Source organism: Pseudomonas sp. NPDC096925 (genome assembly GCF_044762545.1).
Lineage (GTDB): Bacteria > Pseudomonadota > Gammaproteobacteria > Pseudomonadales > Pseudomonadaceae > Aquipseudomonas.
In genome coordinates this window covers 616,883-639,110 of sequence record NZ_JBIWEM010000001.1, presented here as the reverse complement: position 1 = coordinate 639,110, position 22,228 = coordinate 616,883, and the positions used below count along the sequence as shown (strand labels likewise).

Genomic DNA, 22,228 nt, shown 5'->3' with positions numbered 1-22,228 from the left:
ATGAAATGCAATGCACACCGCACCGTGATGATGCATGCAGCGCCGCGCCTGCATCAGCTCGAAAAAGCCTGTACCATTGCCGGTTTCACAAACGCCAACCAGATCACCCGCTGTAAGGCCCTGAATGTCTGATCTTTCCGCACACACCCCGATGATGCAGCAGTAGTGTGAGAAATGGTCCTCAGGCCGCGCCGCTAGCGGCCTGCGAATCGCAATTGTCTAATACGGTTCGGCGAGTTTCACCGACTTTCACCCAGCAAAACCGAGAAGCTTAACCTCAGTTTTAGACAGCTCTCTTCCCCCTTCCCGGCGTCCCGCCGACAGCAATCCTTCCTGGATCGTGCTCACTCCAACCCTCATTCTCGAAAAGGCCAAGGTGCCAAGCCTCCTCGTGCTCGAGCAGCGCCCACGCCCTTGCCGACTCCACAAGCTCCAGCATGTCGACCAGGTTCTCGTCCCCAACCTCTCGACGACGATGGGCGGCATAGGCCATCTCGTCGAGCACGGCAGCGCGCCCATCGGGATCTGTAACCAAGGCGAATCGGTCGTTCAGTTCATCCATCCATGCTTGCGGTATCCCGGCCATCATTCTGCTCTGCACCACCACGACTGCGCATACAGCACGCCTTCGACTTCCTCGACACCGTTGATGTTGATTCCGAGCTGGGCCATGCCATTGACCTTTGCGTCATGCAATCGAGGAATGATGTCGGGTCCCGGCGCAGGGTTGAACACCCAGGCCTGGGTCGAGACCCGGCCCAGCGACTCACTGTGGTGGTCGCCGATGTGGATGTCGGCCCGCAGAGGCTGGACCTTCCTGAACTGGTCGGAAGGGATGGCCACGCCATTCACGCGGCGGCGAACGAGGAGGAAGTACATGCTGCACCGAATACTGTATATAGATACAGTATCGTAGCCATCAAACCGGCACATGGGCAACTGCCGGTCAGCGGGTCGACAAGGTGATGGCAATAAGCTATGCCTACTACTCCACATTAGGAGTTCAAGACATGAAGGATATGATCGTTACGTCGACTGCTTGGCGCTGGGTTGCGTCCGTTGTGTATCAAGGAGAGCGTGTGCTCGATCTTCAGGAGCGCATGAAGATGCCCAGAGACCTGGACGAACTGTCTAAGCAGGTCGAGCATTTAAAGAAGAACCCCGACATGTCGCCTATTGAGGACCACTATTTTGTGACATCTGTAAGCAAATCGGTTGAGTGGATCGCTGAAATCCACAAGCTTGACCTTATCGATCCCACGCTTACTGAAGCCTTCTTGAATGAAGCCTCCGAGGTCAAGACCGTTAGGAATGTGAGAGAGCATTACAACGAATACCTCGATGGTCGAGAAAAAAGCAAAAACAAGGTCATCATTGAGGTTGAAGACCTGACTGTTCGAATTGATGCTACGTCTGTAGCAATTGATTCGAATGGTGTGAGGATAATCGGCGGCAGAGTGCGCGTTCAGCCCCTGATGGAGGCTGCAAAGGCGTTGCTGCCAGCCCTGTATCAAGCCAAAGAAGCCGCGGTACAAGCCGATCTTGCGTTACAACAAGCGCGGCTATCCGGCCAGGGCTAGCAAGCGATTCTTCCCCCATTCATTCCGGCGGTTTCAGGGCGTCATACTCGCGCTCGCACTGCTGGCCGGCAACCCTGGCGCGGTCATAAGCCTGCGCCAGCTCTCCCGCTCGTTTGTCAGCCCGTGCGAGCAGGTCGGAGAGCACCATGGCGGCGCGGGTGGCTGCCTGGCCTCGGGCGATAGCGGCGGTATCCGGGCCGGGGCAACTGACGGCGGCAGCGAATTGGGTGGCGTCACTGCGCAGCCGCTGACCAGCAGCATCGGCGTCAGCAGCGCCAGCATCAGCAATCGTTCGTTCTTCCTGGGCATTGGCTCTCGCCTCCTCCTGCGCCGTGGCGCGTCGTTGTTCTTCCTGCCGGGCGCCGCGCTCGCCGATCACTTCCGCCAGCCTGTCACCGCTGTCTCGTTGAGCTGTTGCCTGTCCGGCGTTCGCTAGCTCCACTGAGCGGCCGTGCTGGTAGGCCGCCCAGTGGGATGCCAGCAGCACAGCAACAGCCAATATGGCCCAGCCCTTCATGCCAGTGCCCGCCGGACACCCTCGTCGATCACCTCGGGCTTGTAAGGGTTCCCGCCGTTCTCGTGGACGATGATGCCAACCACTGCCTCGCGCAGAACCTGAGGCTTGGAGATGTCGATGGAGTCGCGGACGCCAACGCCAAGGCGCTTGGCAATGGCCTGCGCGTAGGCCAGGGTGTTGTTCTCGCTGGATGGCGCCCAGCGGCTGATGAACTCCAGCGGGGTGTCGATGCCAGGACGGCCAACACCGGGCATACCGTCTTTGCCCCGGTAGTTGAGCAGCAGCTTGCCCAGGGCACGGATGCCGTTCTCGGCCTGGTCGAACCTGGCGAAGCGCGGCTTGGCCACGCCCTCCTCCATGCCCAGCTGGCCCTGCCAGGCGTTCCGTGGGTTGAAATCGATGTTGCCGGGGTTGTTGTTGCGTACACCGCGTGATGTTGCCATTGGTTTTCTCCAGGCACAAAAAAGCCCGCACAGGGCGGGCGTTGGAAGGTTTCTACTTGATCTCGGCGTTACCAAAAGCGTAGGAGGCTGAGGAAACATCAAGCCCTCTCGACCCGACCACATTTTCACCGATGGTTCGCCCCGCAACCGAAGGGACCTGAGTAACACGGCCGGTGCCGGCTGCATTCAGAGCCCAAGCCAACCAAGGTTTTCCACCTTTGGTGTACTGGAATGCGCAGTTCACATCACCCTGGACGATATCGACGGGAGCTACGGCATAGCCGCCTCGCCACTTATAGCCCTGGCCAGCCTGAAACGCTGTGTGTTTACCCGAGATAGCTGCTTGGTAGAACTTCCAGCTCCCCGAGTTTTTCCGGGCAAAGGGCAGAGTTGGCGACACATAGCGACCGTCTCCCGCTTCATAGCTCCGGTCCATCCAGCTGGCGCAGAATCCACGAGCGGGGTGAAAGCAGACTGCCGCGAACACGTCAGGGGCGACGTTACTGGGTTGCGCTAGCATCGCTGCTGGGTCTGTGGCGAGAAGAGGCCCACGGTCGTCACCGATGTAGTGCACCCATTCCGGAAACGCCGAATAGACACCCATTTGCGGGCCGTTGTCGATTTCCACCACAACATCCTCAAGCGCTTCAAACGCGTAAAGCACCTCCCATGCACCGGGTCGAACATGCACCACGAAGTGCTGCCGGCCAACGTAGCGCCCGAGCGTCATGGTGTTGTAGGCGAACATCTCCACCTGCCACGAGAACGTTGCGTAGTCCGCCGCCCCTGAGTAAGTCTGCCCCTCTGCCATTTCCTGACCGTTAATAGAGCATTTGAGGTTGACCATTCTTGCAGTTGGGGTCGTTTGGGTTGGTTCAGTTTCGTCCCAGTGGCCGCCGCCCGTGTACTGGACCTTCCCGCCGTCACCGTTGTTGACTGCCCGCAGGGTGAGCGGGGGCAGCCAGTCTGTACTCCACCCGCCCAAGTCCTCCCATGCGGCAGACTCAACCGTGGCAAGCGGGGCAATGCGCCAACCCTTAAAGTTGAATAACTGGTTCACCTGGTTTGGCCCGAACTTCTGCATGAACATGTGGTTAGCGCCATGCGACCAAATGAAGTCGAAGTTATTGCCGGTGGTCTCGCCCTCTACCCACATCCGGCCGGCTTGCAGCTGCTTTGACGTAGCCGATGCGTTCGCGTAGGTGTACCGCGAAGGATCGACAATCCAGCTTCTTGCGCTCGCACCCGTACTGTTGGCGTTGATCGCAACGCCAAGAGCCGGCAAGGCTGCGGCGTCGATGGTCAGCTTGAACTTGATGCCAGGACGACTCTTCGGCGTGATAATGAGCGTCTGGACACCACCGTCACGATCAATATCAGGTGCAGGATCGCTGTAGTTATGGATCACCACATTGTCAGTTACGGCGCCATAGTCATCCCGGTCAGACTCTTGGAAGATCCAGCCGTAGGTGTAATCACCGAACAACGGGGCGCCGTTCTTTTGAAACGCAACCTTGTAATATTTGGTCGGATCCGCACCTGAGACCTCACAGTTCAACAGGAAGCTGTTAAGCACCGTGTTTACTGGCGAAGTCACGCCGCCTTGCGCCATTGGCCGAAGGGGATAGTTTTTCCCCTTGTTGATGGTCAGCGCATCATCCTTCAGATACGGGGCTTCCACGTAGCACGATGGATCGACAATCCAGCTCCGACCAGGCGTACCGGAACTGTTGGAGTCAACTGGCACGCCTGCAGATGGCAAGGCTGAGGCGTCGAGCGTAATTTGGAACCGCATCTCCTGTCGGAGGGCCGGCCTAACCGTGATGGTCTGGATACCCCCGGTTCGGTTGATGTCGGGAGCCGGATCAGAGTAGGTATGGATCATCGTCACGGTGCCGGTCGCCGCATACGTCGAGGCATCCGCTTCGTACAGAATCCAGCCAAACTCGTAGCTTCCGGCAAGACCTGGCGAGCCGTTTTTCTGCAGGCTGATCAGGTAGTACTTGCCCGCGACAGCACCGAGCACTTCGCATTTCAGCAACAGCCGATTCATGACCGTGTTGGGTATGGATGTCACCCCGCCACGGTTCATCGATCGCAGCGGCAAGCTCTTGCCAATATTTAGCGTCAGCGAGTCATCTTTAACAATTGGAAGGGCCGTGTACCTCGATGGATCAACGATCCAGCTTCGACCGGCAGAGCCGGTACTGCTCGAATCGATAACGGTTCCTGCCGCTGGAAGCCCCGCAGCATCCAGGGTGATCTTGAACCTGATGTCCGGACGAAGCTGGGGCGTTACCGTGATCGTCTGGACCCCGCCAGTCCTGCTAATGTCTGGAGCGGGATCGACCAACGAGTGAATTTGAGTAAATGCCCCGGTCGTCGCGTAGGTAGCAGCATCCGCTTCGAGCAGGATCCAGCCAAACTCGTAGGTGCCCACAAGACCGGGCGCACCGTTCTTTTGCAGCGAGATCAGGTAGTACTTCCCAGGCTCGGCGCCAATGATCTCGCAGTTCAGCAGGAATCGATTCATCACCGCGTTAGCCGGTGAGGTGACGCCGCCCCGGTTCATTTGGCGGAGCGGGTACGCCTTGCCCCGGTTGATGGTCAGGGCATCGGCCAGCCAGGACAGAAGGGACGAGATCTCAACCGCGACACCGGCGTCGTTCCGATAGCGGGTCTCGAACACGTCACCAGTGCCTGGAACCGAGAAGAATCGGTTGTTCGTACCGGTACCACTGGTGGCTGCGAGACCAGCAGCCACAGTGGTGAAGGTGCCCATGCTCGCGAGAAATTCGGCGTAGATCTTTTTTAGGGTGGGCTTGGTGATGCCGTTGATGGTGACGAAGTCAGCATCAGACAGGAACAGCGCGTTGGCAGTAGTCACCAGCTCATGGAACAGCTGATTGTCGGTAGCTACGCTCATAGAAACTCCAGGCGAAAAAAAACCCGCATGAGCGGGCGAGCATTCAATTAATCTGGGCTCTAGGCCAAGACTTGGTGTACCAACGCATAAACTCGGCAGCTAAAGCTGCGTTCATGACCGGCAACGGCATTCCGAGGAGCAACTCTGCGAAAGCAGCCTCATCGACAATGGGCAACTCAAACAGCTCCAAGGAGGCCGTGTATCGCCACAGATCGTCACTGACAAACTCTGGGCCTTCGTAAATGTCGGTGAATCTGGAACGGGTTGGCCTGAGTCCTAAGGGTGTTCTGATGGGGCAAAGAAACCAGTCTGCCCAGCCGACCCCCCACTTACACCACCCCTCAAACAACTTGGCTTCTTCGGTCGACAAGATCCAACTTACTCGGAGGATGGTTGGAACGCTGCCAAACCGGCGACGCTGCATTGCCCTGCCACTCGCCATCGTTGTTCGAACTATCGGGCTGACTGGCTTGAAGCCGTAGCCGTCAGCAACAGGCAACGGAAGACCATCAGGAAGTAAAAGCATCCTCAAGCATCCTCGGGAGCAAAATTGTCATCGTCTGCGTAGACTCGAACGTCGTAGTTGATGGCCTCCATTTCCGCCGAGTAGTCGCCCGGCTCTATTGAGGTCACCAAGACCGGGTAGCACCACCGTGTCGAAATCCCAAACAACAGGTGAGGCGGCTCAATCTGATGGGAAAGATCCGGCACAAAGTCGATAGATTGGATCGCGATGCGGTAGTCATCTATTCGAGACGCAACCCACGGGCCGCTGATCGAACCATCCGGCCTGCGCACTGCAAGAACATGTGCCTGCCCTTCACTCCACACGAAGGCCTCGCTGCTTTCGATAATTACCGGACCCTCCCCAGCAGTGAAGCCCGTCATGATTCCCGATTGGGCATACCCAGGGATGTCATCAGCGACAGCGTCATAGCTGAGATAACCGCTGTTTAGCGCGGAGAGCTCAGTGCTCCAGCTATAGCTTTTGTTCTGATAGACCTGTGCTCGTCTCTGACGCATTCCATAGCGCCACGCACGGTCGCGATCGGTTACTCCATCGAGCGTGATCTCTTTGACCGTTTTGAAGGCATCGCCTGGAAGCTTGCACTTCACAGTTTCTTCCGCCCAAGTCCTCTGATCGCGGTACTTGATTGAGACTCCATCGAAGTCGTCGGGCGCCGGCAGGGTGAATGAGCGCTTTAGGGATCCAGTCATGTTTTGCGGTGTATACATGAACTTGATCTGGCTGCGTGGCTCATCACGTACCGGTGTAATCCTGCCTCGCTCAAGCGTGAACTCTGCAAATCCGGCCTTGAGAGCATCATTGAGAGCTTCCTTGACCGTGCCCGCCTCCTCCACTGAAAAGTCGAAGTAGTCCCCGCGACTGTGCCAAATGGCGCCATACCGCACGAACTCTTCGATATCTACATCATCATCTGTGGCACCAACCGACTTCGAAACATAGGACGCCCACGGCGCGATATCGCGGGTAGCCGTTGGCTCCGACCAGGCGCCATTGACCAGGACAGGGAGCTTGCGGGTGGCTATCAGCGACACCTGGCTCTCGGACTGAGCCGAAAGTTTAGTACCGCCGCGTGCATAAACCGCGATTGTGGTAACCCCCTCATAACGCAGCGGGGCTTTATCAATGCGAGCCCTTAGGCCATACCACTGCACACGGTCTTGCTGATTACTGTCCGACGACTCCTCACCAATTCGACGAACCCTCATTTCCCCCCTCATGTAGGTAGGAAAGTTGATTGCCCGGGTGAATGCGATCTGGTCTCGACGAGCCGCCTTGAACGTCCAGAAAACGCTTGTCCAGTCCCCGGCTGTGTTGATGTCGCGATACTGGGCCTCGACCTTGACGGTTACTTCAACGTGACGCCCCTTCTTCGAATAGGCAATCAGCCCAGCGGGAAAGAAGAAGTCCAATTCGACGCGGCGGACAACCTCATTCTCCGGACAGACTGCGAACGAGCCGGCCCAGTCGCCTTCAGTTGTGGAAGAGTCCAGCACAACCGATACATCACTGGTTTGCATTGCGTCGAAGCCCAGCCAGTCATCGTCCACTGCGCCAGTGTCGGTCAGTCGAACGACCGTGATTGCCGATGGCCCGTGGCTCTCATCCGCTGGGGTGTTGTCATCATCCTCCACTGAGTCATCGGATACCTCCGTTATCCGATACCGCAGCCCCCTGTACCCAATTGTTGCCAGCAGAGACCCTGCTTGAAGCCCCACGGCTGGTGCACCACCGTCGTATGTCATGGTCATGCGGGCGTACTGCCCGTCCGTGGCGGCCTCTGTCTTAACGCCCGTTACGAACGCGGGGCTTGAGCCAAGGATGTCAGATACAGACCCGGTTATAGACAGCGGCGAGCCAGTGAACGGTGCGGCCTGTTCAGCAATGCGCAGCCTCCCGGAGGAAGCACTGGCCACCAGACCGGTACCGGACAGGGACGCGCTGACCGCAGAAACCAGGCCGGCAAGGTTTGCAACGTTCGTATTCAGCGATACCGGAAAGCTGCTCACTCCTCGCGATACGGTGAAACTCAGCGACACCACATCGAAGTTGAAACGAGCAGGCGCCGCGCTTCCGGTGACCATGGATGCGTTACCAGGCACGGGCGGGGTACCGGGCACCTCAGGCTCGTAGCTCGCAACAATATAGTTTCCAGCATTGGCGCCCGCGATCTCGATCCGCATACCGACGAATGCTTGAAGCATGGGGAGATGCGGGCCGCTGACGATGGTCGCACTACCATCAACCGGGGCGGTGAAGGTGTACGGATAGGTCAGCTCGACGCGCGCAATCATGCCGCTATCCCAGCCAAACGGGAACCATCCCGCACCATCTGGAACGCTCAGCACCAGATCAGCCGCCAGCAAAGCATTTCCGCTGAATTGCTGTGCTACCTGAGTGGTGTTGGTGAGGGTAAGGCCACCAGATCCAGTGTTTGTCGCACCGACTTCGGTCGAGTTATGCCACCACAACCGGGCTGACTCGTCGGCCAGTGACTCACCTGGTCCGTATACCTTGTATCGCGCAGTGCTGCCGAGCGAAGCGAGCGTAGTGTCGCCTATCTTGACGTCCGTGGGATTTATCTCAAACTCGCCGACGCCAACGCACAGCAGTAGCTCAACCCATTGTTCCGTCTCGTTGACGAAGTAATGCCGAGGCGGGACCAGATAGTCCGGAAAGATGCGAGTCCTGCCTGCAACCTCGCGTATAACGTCACCCACTTTGACCTGGTTGCCCGTGGTCTTGGCCAGGTTAAGATTCTGCCCCGACCGCCCCTGATTGCGCGGAGTAGACAATGGCCTCTGGGTCATCATGACCACGCCGACAGCAACCACTGCGGCAACAACGGCCCACACTGCGACCTCCAAGCCGGTACCTTTCGGCTCCGGGTAGATCCTCACGGTGTCTTGGGGTGAAAATTCGGTTTTCGCCCAGCGCTCAGGATTGATGAACACCCCGTTCAGCTCGACGCTTATAGGCGGTGACTGCCGGGGCGTATAGCCTGGAACGTTCTGAAAAAGCCAACCCTCAATGGTCATAACCTGATCAGTCCGGTGGCGCTCCAGGGGAGAACCCTCAAGCTTGCTCGGGTAAAATTCGATCACGGTGGTAGCTCACTTTCAGATACTGGTCTTGAAAACGCCGTAGCGTTTTAATGGTTGCCCCGCTGGGCTTCATCTCCAGGCCGTGCAACCGACCTTCCACCTCAACGATTAGCGCAACGTGGATGCAGATTTCCCCTCGCCAGATGCAGGCAATAGCCCCTACTTCCGGTTCGCAGCGTTCCATGGCCGATGACTCAACATTTACGGCCCGGGTGAATTCTTTGGGCATGGTGTTACGGACATACCCCCAGCTCGGCAGCAGCGGCAAGCCATAGACCTGATGACGTACTAGCCTGGTCATGCCCCAGCAATCGAAGCACGCAGGGCCGCGACCGCCATCTTCGTAGGTGGCCTCTAGGTACTTATCGAACATTTCCAACACCCAATAAAAAGCCCAGCACGATGGCTGGGCTATTTGGAGTAGTTTCGACCTAGGCTTTGGATGCACATCCAGGCTGCGTCTGGTCGATGATCAGATCACCTTCGACCCGATAACCGATCATGCCGAAAATGAAAGAGTGGTTGACTGAAGTCATAACCACATCGCTCAGGCCGACTGCGCATCGGTCTTTCTGGATAGCGTCATCCATAGCGGTTTTGATGTTGGGAAAGCCCAACGGGAAGAGGATCACCGGGTAGTTATCCTCGCCAATGACCCGCTTACCCTTCACGAACTTGGACGAGTTCAGGTTGTAGTTTTTGGTGCTGGCAACTGTCATATCGGCGACGCGCACGGTACAACCAGACGCGAGTACAGCGCCCATCAACGCAACAAAAAACGCTTTTTTCATGGCTTGCTCCGTTCAGAAGCGCGGGACTATAACAAAACGTCATCATCTGAAGCACGCCTGCAAATCAGGTGTAGCGGAGCGCTGGCACGAAATCCAAGGTGTACTTACGCCTTGGCCAGGCCAAGTTGACGAAGTCGAAGTAGCCGGCTTGCAGCTGAACGGTGGCCCCTTCCATGAAGCCGCTCAGAACGTTCATGCGGTATGGCTTCTCAGCCGGCGCTGACAAGTCGGAAGACAGGTAAGTGCGGAAGATCATGGTGATCTTCTCCCTGGCTTCCAGTGCCTGATCGATCAGTTGCTGAGCAACACCAGTCACATTATCGATCGCGAAAGTGAGCGACTGGTTACCGCTGTTATCACGCTTGGGCAACGCAGCATCGAAGGCAGCCGCCGTGAACGTCGCCAGAACGCCGTCCTCGGTCGTGGCCACCAGATCTTCAAACGCTGAACAGATGTACACGGGGCCAGGCCAGGAGACGCAGCGGAGCTCAATGGTAGGGATGATCCAAGCCCTGCCACCGGAGGCATACAACGTTGCAATTGCTGTCATCGCCCTACCCTTTTCGCCCCGTAGTACTGCTCATATGCCTTGGCCAACTGACCACCCTGCCTGATGTTCGCCACGCAGATATCCAAGATCTGACGGCCATCAGGCCCAGTGGAGTGCTGAACCTGCCCTGCGCGACTGGCATCCTCGTACAAGTTGACGTTCGGGGGCAGCTGCGCCTGGGGCTGAGCACCGCCGACAGAATCACCTCCATCGGCAGAGCCGACCGAAGAACTTCCTGGCCCTCCGATAAAAGCAGCACGCCCATTGCTGATGGCTTCAAGAGTGCCAACTCCTATCCGGGCGGTTGCTTCTGCGTCAAAAACGTATTCCCCCCGGTGAACCGGGCCTGCGACTTCGTCTCGACGACCGTTCCCGGTATAACCACCCTCCATGAACCCAGCCCCAGACATCGCTGTCATCCCCACAGCCGCAGCCAACGGGTTAGCAATAGTCAGGGCAGTAGCCATTGCGCCAGGCGCCAAGGCGGGACCGACAATTGGAATGGCAGCGGTAGATGCAAAGGCAGCGAGGCCGGCCTGCAACGCGGTTGCCTGGGCGTTCGCGCTCATCATCCCAGCAGCACTGAGCTGGGTCGTTTTCCCGACGAGCATCTGCACGCCCTGGTAAACCAGCCATTGCGCCGCCATATCGGTCAGCGCGTTGAGGACAGATTCTGCGAACCCGCCCAACATGTTGTTCAATGCATCGCCAGCATCTTCTGCTCCGGTGGCAACATCCTTGAGGAACGTGCTCAGTTCACCCCTGGCGCTGCCGAGGGTGCTGTTGGTCAAATCGGCAGCCTGGGCTGAGTAGTTCTGTGCCTCGTCGGCAAAGTTCGCCCACGCTTCGCGAACGCCGTTCATCCAGTTGGACTGCTGCTCGTCAATCGCCGCGTAGTAGTTCTGTTGAGCTTGCAGCCTCTTGTCGAGCTCCTCCTGGAGGACCTGTGTTTCGCTCGCATACAGCTCCGGCTCAATCTGCCCGGTGTTCCGCTGCTCATTCAGGGACTGGAGGTCTTCGACATACTTCTGACGCAATGCCAGCTCAGACCGCATACGGTCGCGGGCCTTGTCCCCCAAGCCAATTCCGGCCAGCTCTTGGGCATAGCCATTGGCCGCCGACTGCGTGCCGGCTTGCTGAGCAGCCTTGAAAGCGCTGAGCTTTAGATCGTCTTCGTTGGCCTTCTTGATCTTGTTCAGGGTATCCAGCTCGGTGGCCAACTCAAGCAGACGCTTCTGCTGGGCTTTCGACAGATTGCCGAGCTTGCCCTCCTGAAGCTCGAAGGAGAGTTTCGCGACTTCCGTGGCGTTCTTCTGCCTGTCACCAGTGGTGTTGATCAGTTCGATCTGGCGCTTGTAGCCCTCTTCCGCCGCCTTGAAATCCGTCAGCTGCTTCTTGGCAGCCTGCTCAGACTTTGATTCCCCCTCGCGCTTGGACTTGTTCGCCTTGTCATTGGCCTTTTTCTGCGCCTCGATGGCGTTAGCTGCCGACAGGATGGCCTGGCGATCTGTTTCGGTGAGGTCCGCATTCTCGGCAATGTAGCGGTTCGCGATCTTAATCGCGTCATTGTTGTCTTGCAGGCCGCCGAGCTGCTTCTGCAGGGTTTCCAGGTAAGTCTGGCCAGCGCTGCTCATGCCGCTCTTCGCGGCATTGTTCGCTTCGGTCGCGACTGTGTTTTCTTTGGTGATACCAGTGAGGACACGCAAGGTTTCGGCAATCAGACCTGAGCGCTGATCCGCATCGCTGACGGCGCCGGCCTGCGTGATCCAGCTCTGCAACGTAGCCGCCGGCAACTGCAGGCGATTACCAACTTCCTTGAGGATCGGGGCAAGGTTGGCGCCAGAGGAACGAGCCTCGTTCAGCCGATCGATGATCCCCTGGTACTCGGCAAGCTGCTTGTTGTACTGGCCGCCCGAGTCGCGAACAGGAGCTGTCACTGTCGCAGAGCGTATGGCCTGGGCAAGATCTCCGTAGGCATCCTTGACCTTGTCCGTAGCGTTGATCTGCTCCTGATGCCATTTCACCAGGGCAGCTTCGCGCTGGTCCTGGTTGAGCTTCTGGAACTCCTCCCGCAGTTGGGATACGGGCTTTTGCATGTCCTCCAGACTGACTCCAGCCTGGTCAGCGTTGTCACGAAGCAAGAGGAAGCTTGCCGCTGCGGTGCCGGCGAGGATTGCCAGCCCCATCGGACCTCCCAGGCCTGCAAGCAGACCTGCTGAAGCAGCCTTCAAGCCAGACTGAGCGGTTGCTACTGCGGCGGTTGCGGCGGCCTCCTTTGTCCGCGCGGTCGCAAGCTGGATGGACATTTGGGTCTGAACTGCGGTGCCTCGCGCCGCAATCGCTTCCCGCTCAGCGAGAATGGTAGCCGTCTGAGCCTTCCGCTGATCTGCTATCGCCGCCTGTAGTGTTGCCTCAGCCTGGGCAACTCGTGCTGCCCGGTCAGCCCGCGCTGCCTGCAAGGCCAGCCCAGTTTTCACAACGTAGTTGGTCAGCGCAGCTGCACCGACGCCGCCCATGGCCACGGCCACAAGGTCGACGTTGTTCGCCAGCGCAATCAGCACGTTCGCAAAGCCTGCGACTATGCCGGTTTGCTCTTCCATGCCACCCAGGAATGCCTGAATGGCGTTGCTGATGTTCACCATCGCGTCCTGCACGCTGGTGGACATGTCGACCGCAGCCTTGCGGTTGACCTCCACGTTGCGCAGCAGGCCGGTATTAATGTAGTCGAGCGACAGCTTGCCCTCGACGCCGAGCTTCCGGATCTCCTCGGCGCTCTTGCCGGTGGCGGTGGCAATCGCATTGACGATGGTCGGCATGGCGTCCTGAATAGACACCCAGCCATCCGCCTCTACTTTGCCGGTCTGCAGCGCCTTCGAATAAGCATCCAAGGCCGACCCGGCTTTATCTGCAGCAGCCGCGTTGGTCACCAGCAGAAAGCTGAAGCTATCCGTGATATCCAACGTCTCTTGGGTGTTAAAGCCCAGGCTACGCATAACGTCAGCAGTGCGGATGTACAGCTCTTGCGCCTCAGCCAGAGGACGGTAGGTTTCCTGCGCAGTTTGTAGCAGGTGGTCCTGAACCAACTGGTACTCACTTGCGCTACCAGCTGCAGCCTTCATCCGGTCAGACATCTGCCCGTAGGCATCAACTTGCTGGATGATGCCGCCGATCAGACCGGCGCCGGCCACTGCCGCGAAAGCGCCGCGCATGAGAGTGCCGGCTTGCTGCGCTGCTGCGCCTGCCCGATCAAAAGCTGAATCGACCTTAGCCAGACTCTGGTCAATCGCCTGGGATGACCGCGCGACCAACTGATCCGCATTGGCCAACTCCCTACGCAGCTGGGCGGTGGTCGCCTCGATCTGGACCAGCATTCCCTGGACCTGTTGGTCGGCCATGTAATTCTCCAGAACGAAAAACCCGCCGGAGCGGGAATTGAGTTACTTGCCTCGGCCCGTAAGTGCCTGGCGCAGCTTGTCGGCAACTGTCGAGGCGCTAGGTTTCTGCTTTGCGCCTTGGGCCTTCCCTTTGCCGAAGGGGTTGGTCATTTGCGACCATTCGAGCCGGGCATCAAGTGCCATGAAAAGCTCAGGCAGCGGCGTGCACCAAGCAACATCCGGCGCCCAGCCCAGCCAACCCGTAGCGATCGAAAAAAGCCGGTCAACGTAACTTCCATCTTCGATGACGCTTACGCCGTCCCGGCTTGGTCGTTTCCCGGCTCTTTGCCGCGTGGGTTGTACAGCGCAACCAGGTAGGCGTTCAGCTGCGTCGACACATCGAGAACGCCGTGCTGCCAGACTTGCTCTGGCACTGCCTTGGCGGCCTTCTCGTCAAGGCCGGCGCCGGCCACCAGGATGGCGGCGCAACCGTCGACGCTGAGCGAGTTGATCGCCTGGGAAGCACCGCGCAGGCCACCAAAGCGGCTCTCGATCGCCCGCACAGCCTTCAGGGTTGGGGTCAGGGTGAACTCTTCGTCACCCAGCTTGACGGTAACGGTACCGTGCAACGTGTTGTTCATTAGGCAGGTCCTGTGAGGCCGGGGCCGTAGCCCCGGGCACTTATGGGGTTACAGGGGCCGGCAGCAGCTCGAGGATTTCCGAGTTGATGCCCAGGGTGATGTTGCGGCGGACCACATTGTCAGCGGCACCGGCAGCCACGGTGTTGTTCATGACCTTTGCCCGGTAGTAGAACGTGGTCGGGCTGATGGCCGGCGAGGCATCAGGGTCGCCGTCATTCAGGGTCACCTTGATGTTGTAGTCACCCTTGCTGCGGTCTTTGTGAGCGGTCTTCACCGCGTTCTGGCCGGCGTCACCGTTATCCAGGCCCACAGTGAGGGTCATGTCGCCGGCGTCAGCCGTGCCCTTGTACTTGCGCACACGGCCATCCTCGAGCGACGTGAAGGTCACGCTGCTGAAGGTGTCGCCGAACTCACCGAGGTCTTCGATTTCACCAACACGCACATAGGTGTCGGCCTCGAACTCGGTTTTGGTGGTCGCACCGGTCTTTCCGCCAATGAAGAGGCGGCAGCCGGCGGCTGTATTGAGGTTGTCTTCTGCGGGCATGGGGGATCCTCCAAAGCCACGTTGGATAGAAGCCGCAGCGCGGCCAGTGGGTGATTCAGTGGGTGGTGATCACACGGACGGTGATCGAGCCCTGGTAAGTGATGCCGTCGGCATCGCGCTGGGCGTCGGCCTGCTCGACCCGGACGGAGACGGCACGGCCGACTTCAAGCGGCAGGCGGCGCTCGTCCAGGGCGGCGATAACCTCGCCGTTGATGCGCTTCACCTCGGCCTGGCCAACGGCATCGGACCAGACCGACAGGTAGATCAGGCGCGTCTCGCGCTTTCGCCCGGAGATCGGGCTGGCATTCACCGAGATTTCCCGGTCGATCGACACATAGGGCATCGGGGTGTTGATGTCCGCACCGTCGTAGATCGGGCAACTGACCTCGGCCTTGAGGCGAGCGAATATGGCCTGCTGCAGGGCGAGCGATGGATCAGCCATTGCCTACCCCCTGGCTCGCCTTGCGCAAGGTCTGGCGCACTGCGGCTTCAATGTCGGCCATCACATACTCCCTGTTCACATCGATTGACGGCCGCAGCCATGGGTGAGGAGGCCTGGCTGGAATGTCAGGGTACTTACCGAAGAAGTGCTGGCCGTCGGACTTGTTCTTGGTGTCGCGCTGCCGGATAGAATTCCGGCGTCCGCCAAGCTTCGACTTGTCGCGGTTGTTGGTGTGCACGCCACCCACCGCATCGCGGTCGGCTCGCTGGTACTTGGTGCCGGTGTAACCCTTGGTGCCGTACTCGAGGAAGCGCAGGTAGAAATAGCGCCGATTGTCGCGCTTTCCCCGAATGCCGATCTGGGCATCCAGACCGCTGGGCGAAACGTAGACCTTGAGCGCTGAAGCGGCAGCCCCGGTATCTTTCGGGATCAGCTGCTTCTGGGTAGCCAGCACGCGTTGGGCGGCCTGGTCCATGGCCGGTTTGAGCTCGTTGTCCATGGTCTTGTGGATGTTGCGCAACGTCCGGCGCAGCCGGATATCACCACGGATGCTGGACCGGCGAGCCATGGTTTACTCCTTGGCCTGGGCGGCCTTCTCGGGCTTCTCGGCCTTTTCGACAACCTCTTCGGCATAGCCGCGGGCAATCAGGCCATCGCCATAGGCCTTTTCGACCACGAACTCTTCGCCCTTTTCACGCTCACCAGATGCGCCCGTCAGCGGGCCCAGTGCTCGAATTTTCATGACTTCACCTCAGGGGTTGGGGACGCTGGAGCAAAGCAGCCGCAGCATGTCCCGTTCGTTGTTGAGCAGCGGGGCCTCGACCTTGTAGGTCACACCCGATCGCTTCTCGGTCAGCCGCCAGCCGGCCACGATGTCCGAGCGCGGGCGGATGCGGATTTCGGCACTGATCACCGCCTGCAACTGCTCAGCCACAGGGGAAACCCGGCCTGTCGGCGTCGTGACCTCGGCCCACACCTCACCAACTTCCAGCCAGGCTTCAACGAAACCGCCGGAAGAATTCTGTTCTCGGTGAGGTTTGAACACCTTGCAGCGGTGCCGCATTGGGCCTGCTCTCATACGTTCACCCAACGATGCGGGCGCCATAGAGCGTTGGTCGCCAAAGGCAACTCTGTGGCGATGGTACCGGTAGCCACAGCCTCGCGGTTTGCGTACCAGTGGCCGATCAGCAGAAGTGCTCCCTGGCGAATCGCCTTGGTAATCGTAAGCGCGTTGCCGACTGGCTCTGGCAGCGGATCGCCTTCGGCAACCAACAATCGGTTGGTCCAGAGTTCGAAGGAGCTGATGGCGGCGTCGGTGTACCCCTGAATCAGGGTGTCCTCGTCGTCGCCATCGACCTTCAAGTGCACCTTGACCACGTCAAGATCAATCATTTTTCGGGACCAGGGCCTGCAAGGCAGGCTTGAGCAGGCCGGCATCGAATTCGATGTTGTTGGCGGTGAGCCATTCCTTGAGCTTCGGCACTGTCATTTTCAGGGGGTCGGTTTCGTTCTCGGCATCCTTCTGCAGCAAGATCGCTTCGTCGATCTCCTCCTGCGAACTACGCGAGGCATAACCCTCAGGTGGGTAACTCGCCGCCGGGTAACCTGCCTCCACCCACTCGGCCACGGTCGGACCATCTTCGCGCAGCACCGGCGCGGCCTGGCGGTCGAGGTACTCGGCAACGCCCAGGTGCTCGACAGCCACAAGCGCACAGCGATCCGACACGTCCTGCTCGCCCGCCTTGATTTCCACCACTTGGTTGCCATCTACCGCGAACGGAAATGGCTTTTTCACGAGAATGATTGGCATAAATCCTCCGAGGAATGGGCGCCAAAGGCGCCCACCCGATCAGGCTGCGCTCAGGGTCAGAACCTTGATCGCCTGGGAGTCGACGAGCATGCCGCCGACGCGCTTGGTGGTGTAGAAGCCAACGTATGGCTTGTTGGTGTAGGGGTCGCGCAGTACACGGGTGCCGATGCGATCCACGATGGTGTAACCCCGCTGGAAGTCGCCGAACGAGATGGCGTTGGCGTCGGCGGCAACGTCCGGCACATCCTCGTTTTCTACGATGCCGTAGCCCAGCAGGGTGGACGGCTTGTCAGCCTCCAGGCCTGGGCGCCACAGGTAATTGCCCTGACTGTCCTTCAGCTTGCGGGCATAGGCGACGGTCAGGTTGGTCATCATGAACCGGGCATTGGCGCGGTAGCCGGCCTTCAGCGAATGGATCAGGTCGATGAGGTTGTCACCGGTGAAGGCGCCGGCGGCACCGGAAATCAGCTTCTGGAGCTTGCCGAAAGCACGAGTTTTGTCGCTATCCAGAACCAAGTCGTAGGCCAGATAGCCTTTCGGCTTGTCGACACCATCGCCACTGGTGAAGGCTGCGCCTTCCTTCTCCGAGAACTCGCGGGCCACTTCGCCATTCAGCCAGGCCTCAGCATTGAAGAAAATATCGTCCAGGCTCGTCTGGGTAGCCTGCGGGTTGGCGTAGATCTCGCCCATGAATGCTGCGATCTGCCCCAGGGTCGGGGTACCAGTTGCTGGGCGGGGCGCGGTTTCGCCGACCCAGCCGGAACCAGCGCCGCCCAGGCTGACCAGGCGCTTGTAGTCAGGCGTACCGACAGTGATCTGGTTGCACACCTGGCGCATTGGAGAGGTATCTTTCAGCAACTCGATGATGCTGCGGTCCAACTCTTCCGGAACTGCGTAGCCGCCGTCTGCGTCATTGCCGATTTGCAGCGCCTTGGCCTGCAGGTCGCCCAGGCCGGTATCAATGCCCTTGCGCACGAACTGCATGAATGCGGTCTTGTGTTCGCTTGCGGCCTTGGTGCCAGTACCATCCGGGCGCTTCAGCGCGGCCAGCTCCTGCTCGAGGGAAGTCTTGAGCTCGTCGAGCTCGCCCAGTTTCTCGTTCAGCGTGTCGACCTGGCCGGACAGTTTGCCTTTCTCTTCCTCCAAGCCTTCGATGCGCTTGTCGTTGGTCTTCTTGAATTCGTCGAACTTCTTGCCCAGGGCTTCAGCGACGTCATCGATATCTTTCTTTTCAACAGCCATGAGAGGCTCCTTACATTTTGTCCAAAAGGGATTTCAGGGATTGAAGTGCTTCGTCGGCACCCGCCTCTCGCGGTGAAACTGCGCCGTAGCCTTTGGCCATGAAGGCCTTGGCCTGGGAGCCCGAGAACCCTACTTCTCGCAGGGCGCGCTCCACTTTGCTGGGTGGCGGGGTCTCGCCACGGGCCAGCAGAGATTTCACATCGGTGATCCGGGCCTCGTCGTTGGCCGGGAAGGTGACCAGGGAAAGCTCCCACAGGTCGATCTGCTTCAGGATCCAGACGCCCTTTTCCTTGTCGTACTCGTAGTCATCCAGCATGTAGCCGATGGACGTCCCGGTCAGGCTGCCGGCCTTCATGTGCGCATGGGCGCGCTTAGCAAGCGGGTCGTCCTCGATGAGCAATCGCCCCTTGAAGAACAACCCGACGTCGTCCTCGCGCATCTCGGTGTAGATGCCGATCGGCTCGCTCATGTTGTGCTGCCAGAGCATCGCAGGTAGCCGGCCCTTCTCCTTCCATCGAGCCAGGCTGGCTTCGAACGCGCCGCGGACAACCACGTCGCCATAGCTGTCTTCGACGCCAAACACCGAGCCGTATCCTTCGAATTCACCGGTTTCGCTAACCGACTTGATGGTCAGCGGGCGGTCAAGGCGCTGTTTTGTCTGCATCGTCGGCAGCCTCTGGTTTGGTGGTCATGTTCAATGGGGTCAGGTACACGTCGCCGCCTTCTCGAGGGTTCATGTCCTCGAGGTCGCGGCACTCGTTGGGGCACAAGATGCTCCACTGGATGCCCTTCGCGTACGCCTCGTAGCGCCCCTTAAGGTCGCCGCGCATCAGGGCACCTGCGTTGAACTTGGCGTAGTGGGTGAGCCGGTCCTTCGCGTTGAGCAAACCGACCTGCACCCGGTGCTCGATGCGAGTAATGATCGGCACCAGGGAGTAGTTCACGAAGTTCATGCCCATCTGCTCAACGTTGTTGAGCGTCATCTTGTCCATGTTGGCCACCAGGTGCGGCGGAACACGGAAGAGCCCGCAGATCTGCGCCTCCGTCATACGCTTCGACTCGATGAACTGGGTGTCCTGGGCATTCAGGCTGATAGGTTTCCAGTCCAGCCCCATCTCCAAGATCATGGGCTTGTAGGCATTCGCCACGCCCATGTGCTCGCCCTGGAACTCTTCTTTCAGCCGGGCAAAGGCGTCGTCGGTCAGCGTCTGATCAGTTCGCAGCACACCGCTCGTAACGGCGCCGTTGGTGAACAACTTGCCAGCATGGGCATCCATCGCTTGCCCCAACCCAAGCGTCTGCCGGGCATAGGCGATAGGGTTCAGGCCGTGCAACCCATCCAGGGTGAACAGCCGGACATGCCATATTTCTTTTTGGGAAAGAGTTTTCTGACCAGTCTTGAAATCGACCTTGTACTCAACCGACCAATCGTCGTTCAGTTTCGGATGGACGATGTCGGGATTGAGCGGCAGAAGCTCAACTACATTGCCGAGCGCCTCGACCTTGTAGGCGTAGAAGTTGCCGCGCAAGCACAGGCACGCCACCAGCATTTCCCAGAACTCCTGGGCGGTCATATATCCGTTAGGCGCCATGGACAGAAGTGGATACAGTCGATGACCAGTCGCCGGGAGCCTTACCTTCTCCGTCTGCTTCATCAGCCGGCACGGGAGCATGCCTATCGACTCGGAAAGCACGCGCACGCAGTTGAAAACCACTAGCTGCTGCAGGGCGGTTGTAGTCGTAACCCTCTGGCCGGATGCCGTTTCGTAGCCAGACCCGAGCGCCTGGGCCAATTTTTCCGAAGTATCGATAGTCAGCGGATTGCTCTTTCTTCCAAGGAGGGCTCTAAGCATCAGCTACCACCTCGAATGATTGCGTAAGCAGACAGAGCCATCAGGATCACCCCGCATACGGATAGCGACACCGCCTCTCCAAAGCCAACCCACAATCCGCGGGCCAGCAGCCCGAAGCCGACCATACCGACCAGGTCAGGCAAGCTTTCGCGAAGGCGATCGAGGGCCGGCGCCCCGTCATCGCGAGGCGCCTCTTGTTCAGGGGTCATAGGGTTCTGATTCCGTGCTTCATGATGTGGTCCGAGAGGGACTTCTCGGGTTGAGGATTCAACGCCATCAGCGAGACTGCGTTGAACGTCGCCATCAACGGGTCAATCTTCGCGGTGCCTGACGCCTGCTTCGTGATCAAGAAGGCGTTTGCAGAGGGGACGCCCTTAGCGTTGCCGCATGCCCAAGCCATGAGCGGCTGCCCGCAGTGCTGCAAAGACCCGTCTGCAAGCCGTCGCTCGGTAGTCTTGATCGCCCCCGTGAGCTTCCAGCCCTGGGAAATACCAATCACCTTTTCCTCTGGGACGCCGGCTTCAGCCAACGCATCAAGCACAGCACCGATGCCTGCAGGGTCAAGCCCCACTTTGTCGAGCACGCCGGCCTGGTAAATCCTCGCGACAATGGTAGCGAGCTGTTCGACGTCATCACCGATTCGCTCAACGATCGTGAGATCGCCTGTTGCCTTGAGATCGAGCAGCCTGGGCGCCTCCGATTTGCGCCTCTCCAGTACCGAGGGGTGAGCCCAGGCATGCGCCCAGTGCAGCCAGATCCGTGAATCGCGCATCCGGCCAACAGCGGCAAGACCAAGCAAGTCGTCCAGGCCACCGCCGTCACCGCCAACTGCAATGACGTCACACAGCTCCAGCATGGTGTCGAGCGTGAGCCCAGGCCTGACCTGAGCCTCCCAGTACTCCGCTCCGACCCAGCTGTCGGACATCAGCGCAAGGCCGATTTCAATGTTGAGGTGCTTGGCCAGGAAGCCGCGCATCTCTGCCTCGCCGTCGATTTCAGCCTGCATGTGCAGGCGCTCGAGCGTGGGCCGGTCCACCGAGTAGCCCATGTTTGGGTTGACTAGGTGGAAGTTCTCGGGCTTCCGCGCTCCCCCGCTGTCGATCATCTCCTTGGAAAACTCGTAGATGATCGGGAGGAAGCGGTTATCGTTGATGCGGCCGTCGCGCACGCCGCGGGCGTAATTCAGCTTGGAGCGGAACACTCCAGCTGGCGGCTCGTTAGATTGAGTGGTCAGCCAGATGATGAAGCCTTCCGGGCGGGATAGCAGGCCGCCAGTGGCCTCGCGAATCATGTCCGCTGCCTTTGGGTTCTTGCCGAACAGCCAGGCCTCATCGATCAACACACCGACCGCTTTTTTGCCGCCAACCACGTCGCTATCCGCAGCTACCACCTTCAAGGTTGCGCCCGTCTCGCGATGGGTGATCAACCGGAGGTGCGGCTGTACGTGCAGCAGATCCTTCAGCTCATCATCGTTGTTGACCATGTCCTTGGCCGGCACGAAGGCGTTGTCGGCAATTTCTTTGGTCGGCGCAAGGATGATGAACTCGGCCGACATCCGCCAATTGCGGACCAAAGCCGTCAACATGATCGCGGCGGCAATGGTTGACTTGCTGTTCTTCTTCGGGATGCACAGCATGAATTCCCGAATCAGGCGCTCACCGGTCTCGGTGTTGTAGCTGCCAAACACAGCCCCTGCGAACGCGAGCACCCAGGGGGCGCACGCGCTCTCGATGGTTGGACTGCCTGGGGCATCGACAATACGAAGCCCCTTGAAAACCTCAATGCTCTCCGCTGCTTCCTCCGGGAATAGCGGTTCGGGGATGATGGATTCGCCAGCAGCCAGGCGCCGCCACCAGTCTGGGCAGGCCGTAGTCCAAAGCATGCA

The 22,228-nt window shown here is 59.2% G+C and carries 23 protein-coding genes; 1 reads left to right on the top strand and 22 read right to left on the bottom strand.

Features of this window, described 5'->3' with window-relative positions:
* Window positions 1-283: 283 nt before the first annotated feature.
* Both ACIQYU_RS03125 and ACIQYU_RS03120 read right to left on the bottom strand, forming a co-directional pair.
* On the bottom strand, window positions 284-589 hold the full coding sequence (locus ACIQYU_RS03125) for a hypothetical protein (RefSeq protein WP_402798240.1): 306 nt from the start codon (window positions 587-589) through the stop codon (window positions 284-286).
* Window positions 586-879, bottom strand: a complete 294-nt coding sequence (locus ACIQYU_RS03120; protein WP_402798238.1) for a hypothetical protein — start codon at window positions 877-879, stop codon at window positions 586-588. Before ACIQYU_RS03120 ends, ACIQYU_RS03125 begins: the two co-directional genes overlap by 4 nt.
* Before the next feature lie 131 nt (window positions 880-1,010).
* Here ACIQYU_RS03120 and ACIQYU_RS03115 point away from each other — a divergent pair, with 131 nt between their 5' ends.
* Window positions 1,011-1,580: a hypothetical protein gene (locus tag ACIQYU_RS03115; RefSeq protein WP_402798236.1), complete on the top strand. Its 570-nt coding sequence runs from the start codon at window positions 1,011-1,013 to the stop codon at window positions 1,578-1,580.
* Window positions 1,581-1,599: 19 nt separating this feature from the next.
* On the opposite strand, the gene ACIQYU_RS03110 is transcribed toward ACIQYU_RS03115, so the two are convergent.
* The 20 genes from ACIQYU_RS03110 to ACIQYU_RS03015 all read right to left on the bottom strand — a co-directional run bounded on the left by ACIQYU_RS03110 (window position 1,600) and on the right by ACIQYU_RS03015 (window position 22,225).
* Window positions 1,600-2,097, bottom strand: a complete 498-nt coding sequence (locus tag ACIQYU_RS03110; RefSeq protein ID WP_402798234.1) for a DUF2514 domain-containing protein — start codon at window positions 2,095-2,097, stop codon at window positions 1,600-1,602.
* Entirely contained in the window at window positions 2,094-2,540 is a 447-nt protein-coding gene (locus ACIQYU_RS03105) for a structural protein P5 (protein ID WP_402798233.1), read from the bottom strand. The genes ACIQYU_RS03110 and ACIQYU_RS03105 overlap by 4 nt, the downstream gene beginning before the upstream one ends.
* Before the next feature lie 52 nt (window positions 2,541-2,592).
* The gene (locus tag ACIQYU_RS03100; RefSeq protein WP_402798231.1) at window positions 2,593-5,466 is read right to left on the bottom strand and encodes a hypothetical protein; all 2,874 of its coding nucleotides are present in this window, start codon (window positions 5,464-5,466) and stop codon (window positions 2,593-2,595) included.
* Between the two features lie 528 nt (window positions 5,467-5,994).
* Entirely contained in the window at window positions 5,995-9,096 is a 3,102-nt protein-coding gene (locus tag ACIQYU_RS03095) for a host specificity factor TipJ family phage tail protein (RefSeq protein WP_402798230.1), read from the bottom strand.
* On the bottom strand, window positions 9,068-9,469 hold the full coding sequence (locus tag ACIQYU_RS03090) for a hypothetical protein (RefSeq protein WP_402798228.1): 402 nt from the start codon (window positions 9,467-9,469) through the stop codon (window positions 9,068-9,070). The genes ACIQYU_RS03095 and ACIQYU_RS03090 overlap by 29 nt, the downstream gene beginning before the upstream one ends.
* Window positions 9,470-9,527: 58 nt before the next feature.
* Complete coding sequence (locus ACIQYU_RS03085) at window positions 9,528-9,887, bottom strand: hypothetical protein (protein WP_402798226.1); 360 nt, start codon at window positions 9,885-9,887, stop codon at window positions 9,528-9,530.
* A 64-nt stretch (window positions 9,888-9,951) separates the two neighbouring features.
* On the bottom strand, window positions 9,952-10,437 hold the full coding sequence (locus ACIQYU_RS03080) for a DUF1833 family protein (protein ID WP_402798224.1): 486 nt from the start codon (window positions 10,435-10,437) through the stop codon (window positions 9,952-9,954).
* On the bottom strand, window positions 10,434-13,832 hold the full coding sequence (locus ACIQYU_RS03075) for a phage tail tape measure protein (protein ID WP_402798222.1): 3,399 nt from the start codon (window positions 13,830-13,832) through the stop codon (window positions 10,434-10,436). The genes ACIQYU_RS03080 and ACIQYU_RS03075 overlap by 4 nt, the downstream gene beginning before the upstream one ends.
* 290 nt (window positions 13,833-14,122) lie before the next feature.
* Window positions 14,123-14,452 (bottom strand): hypothetical protein, encoded by a 330-nt coding sequence (locus ACIQYU_RS03070; protein WP_033698153.1) that lies wholly within the window; start codon window positions 14,450-14,452, stop codon window positions 14,123-14,125.
* Window positions 14,453-14,492: 40 nt separating this feature from the next.
* Complete coding sequence (locus ACIQYU_RS03065; RefSeq protein WP_105948376.1) at window positions 14,493-14,996, bottom strand: hypothetical protein; 504 nt, start codon at window positions 14,994-14,996, stop codon at window positions 14,493-14,495.
* Between the two features lie 55 nt (window positions 14,997-15,051).
* Window positions 15,052-15,438, bottom strand: a complete 387-nt coding sequence (locus tag ACIQYU_RS03060; protein WP_332730385.1) for a DUF3168 domain-containing protein — start codon at window positions 15,436-15,438, stop codon at window positions 15,052-15,054.
* Window positions 15,431-16,006 (bottom strand): HK97-gp10 family putative phage morphogenesis protein, encoded by a 576-nt coding sequence (locus tag ACIQYU_RS03055; protein ID WP_402798219.1) that lies wholly within the window; start codon window positions 16,004-16,006, stop codon window positions 15,431-15,433. The genes ACIQYU_RS03060 and ACIQYU_RS03055 overlap by 8 nt, the downstream gene beginning before the upstream one ends.
* A 3-nt stretch (window positions 16,007-16,009) precedes the next feature.
* Window positions 16,010-16,180, bottom strand: coding sequence for a hypothetical protein (locus ACIQYU_RS03050; protein WP_402798218.1), 171 nt, complete (start codon window positions 16,178-16,180; stop codon window positions 16,010-16,012).
* A gap of 9 nt (window positions 16,181-16,189) precedes the next feature.
* Window positions 16,190-16,516 carry a phage head closure protein gene (locus ACIQYU_RS03045; protein WP_402798216.1) on the bottom strand — a complete coding sequence of 109 codons (327 nt, stop codon included), beginning with the start codon at window positions 16,514-16,516 and terminating at the stop codon, window positions 16,190-16,192.
* Complete coding sequence (locus tag ACIQYU_RS03040) at window positions 16,513-16,830, bottom strand: head-tail connector protein (RefSeq protein WP_402798214.1); 318 nt, start codon at window positions 16,828-16,830, stop codon at window positions 16,513-16,515. Before ACIQYU_RS03040 ends, ACIQYU_RS03045 begins: the two co-directional genes overlap by 4 nt.
* On the bottom strand, window positions 16,823-17,248 hold the full coding sequence (locus ACIQYU_RS03035; RefSeq protein ID WP_332730380.1) for a HeH/LEM domain-containing protein: 426 nt from the start codon (window positions 17,246-17,248) through the stop codon (window positions 16,823-16,825). Before ACIQYU_RS03035 ends, ACIQYU_RS03040 begins: the two co-directional genes overlap by 8 nt.
* Before the next feature lie 39 nt (window positions 17,249-17,287).
* Window positions 17,288-18,490: a phage major capsid protein gene (locus ACIQYU_RS03030; protein WP_402798211.1), complete on the bottom strand. Its 1,203-nt coding sequence runs from the start codon at window positions 18,488-18,490 to the stop codon at window positions 17,288-17,290.
* A gap of 10 nt (window positions 18,491-18,500) precedes the next feature.
* Entirely contained in the window at window positions 18,501-19,154 is a 654-nt protein-coding gene (locus tag ACIQYU_RS03025; protein ID WP_135002672.1) for an HK97 family phage prohead protease, read from the bottom strand.
* Window positions 19,132-20,343 carry a phage portal protein gene (locus ACIQYU_RS03020; protein WP_402798209.1) on the bottom strand — a complete coding sequence of 404 codons (1,212 nt, stop codon included), beginning with the start codon at window positions 20,341-20,343 and terminating at the stop codon, window positions 19,132-19,134. Before ACIQYU_RS03020 ends, ACIQYU_RS03025 begins: the two co-directional genes overlap by 23 nt.
* A gap of 205 nt (window positions 20,344-20,548) precedes the next feature.
* Window positions 20,549-22,225, bottom strand: a complete 1,677-nt coding sequence (locus ACIQYU_RS03015; protein WP_402798207.1) for a terminase large subunit — start codon at window positions 22,223-22,225, stop codon at window positions 20,549-20,551.
* Window positions 22,226-22,228: the final 3 nt, after the last annotated feature.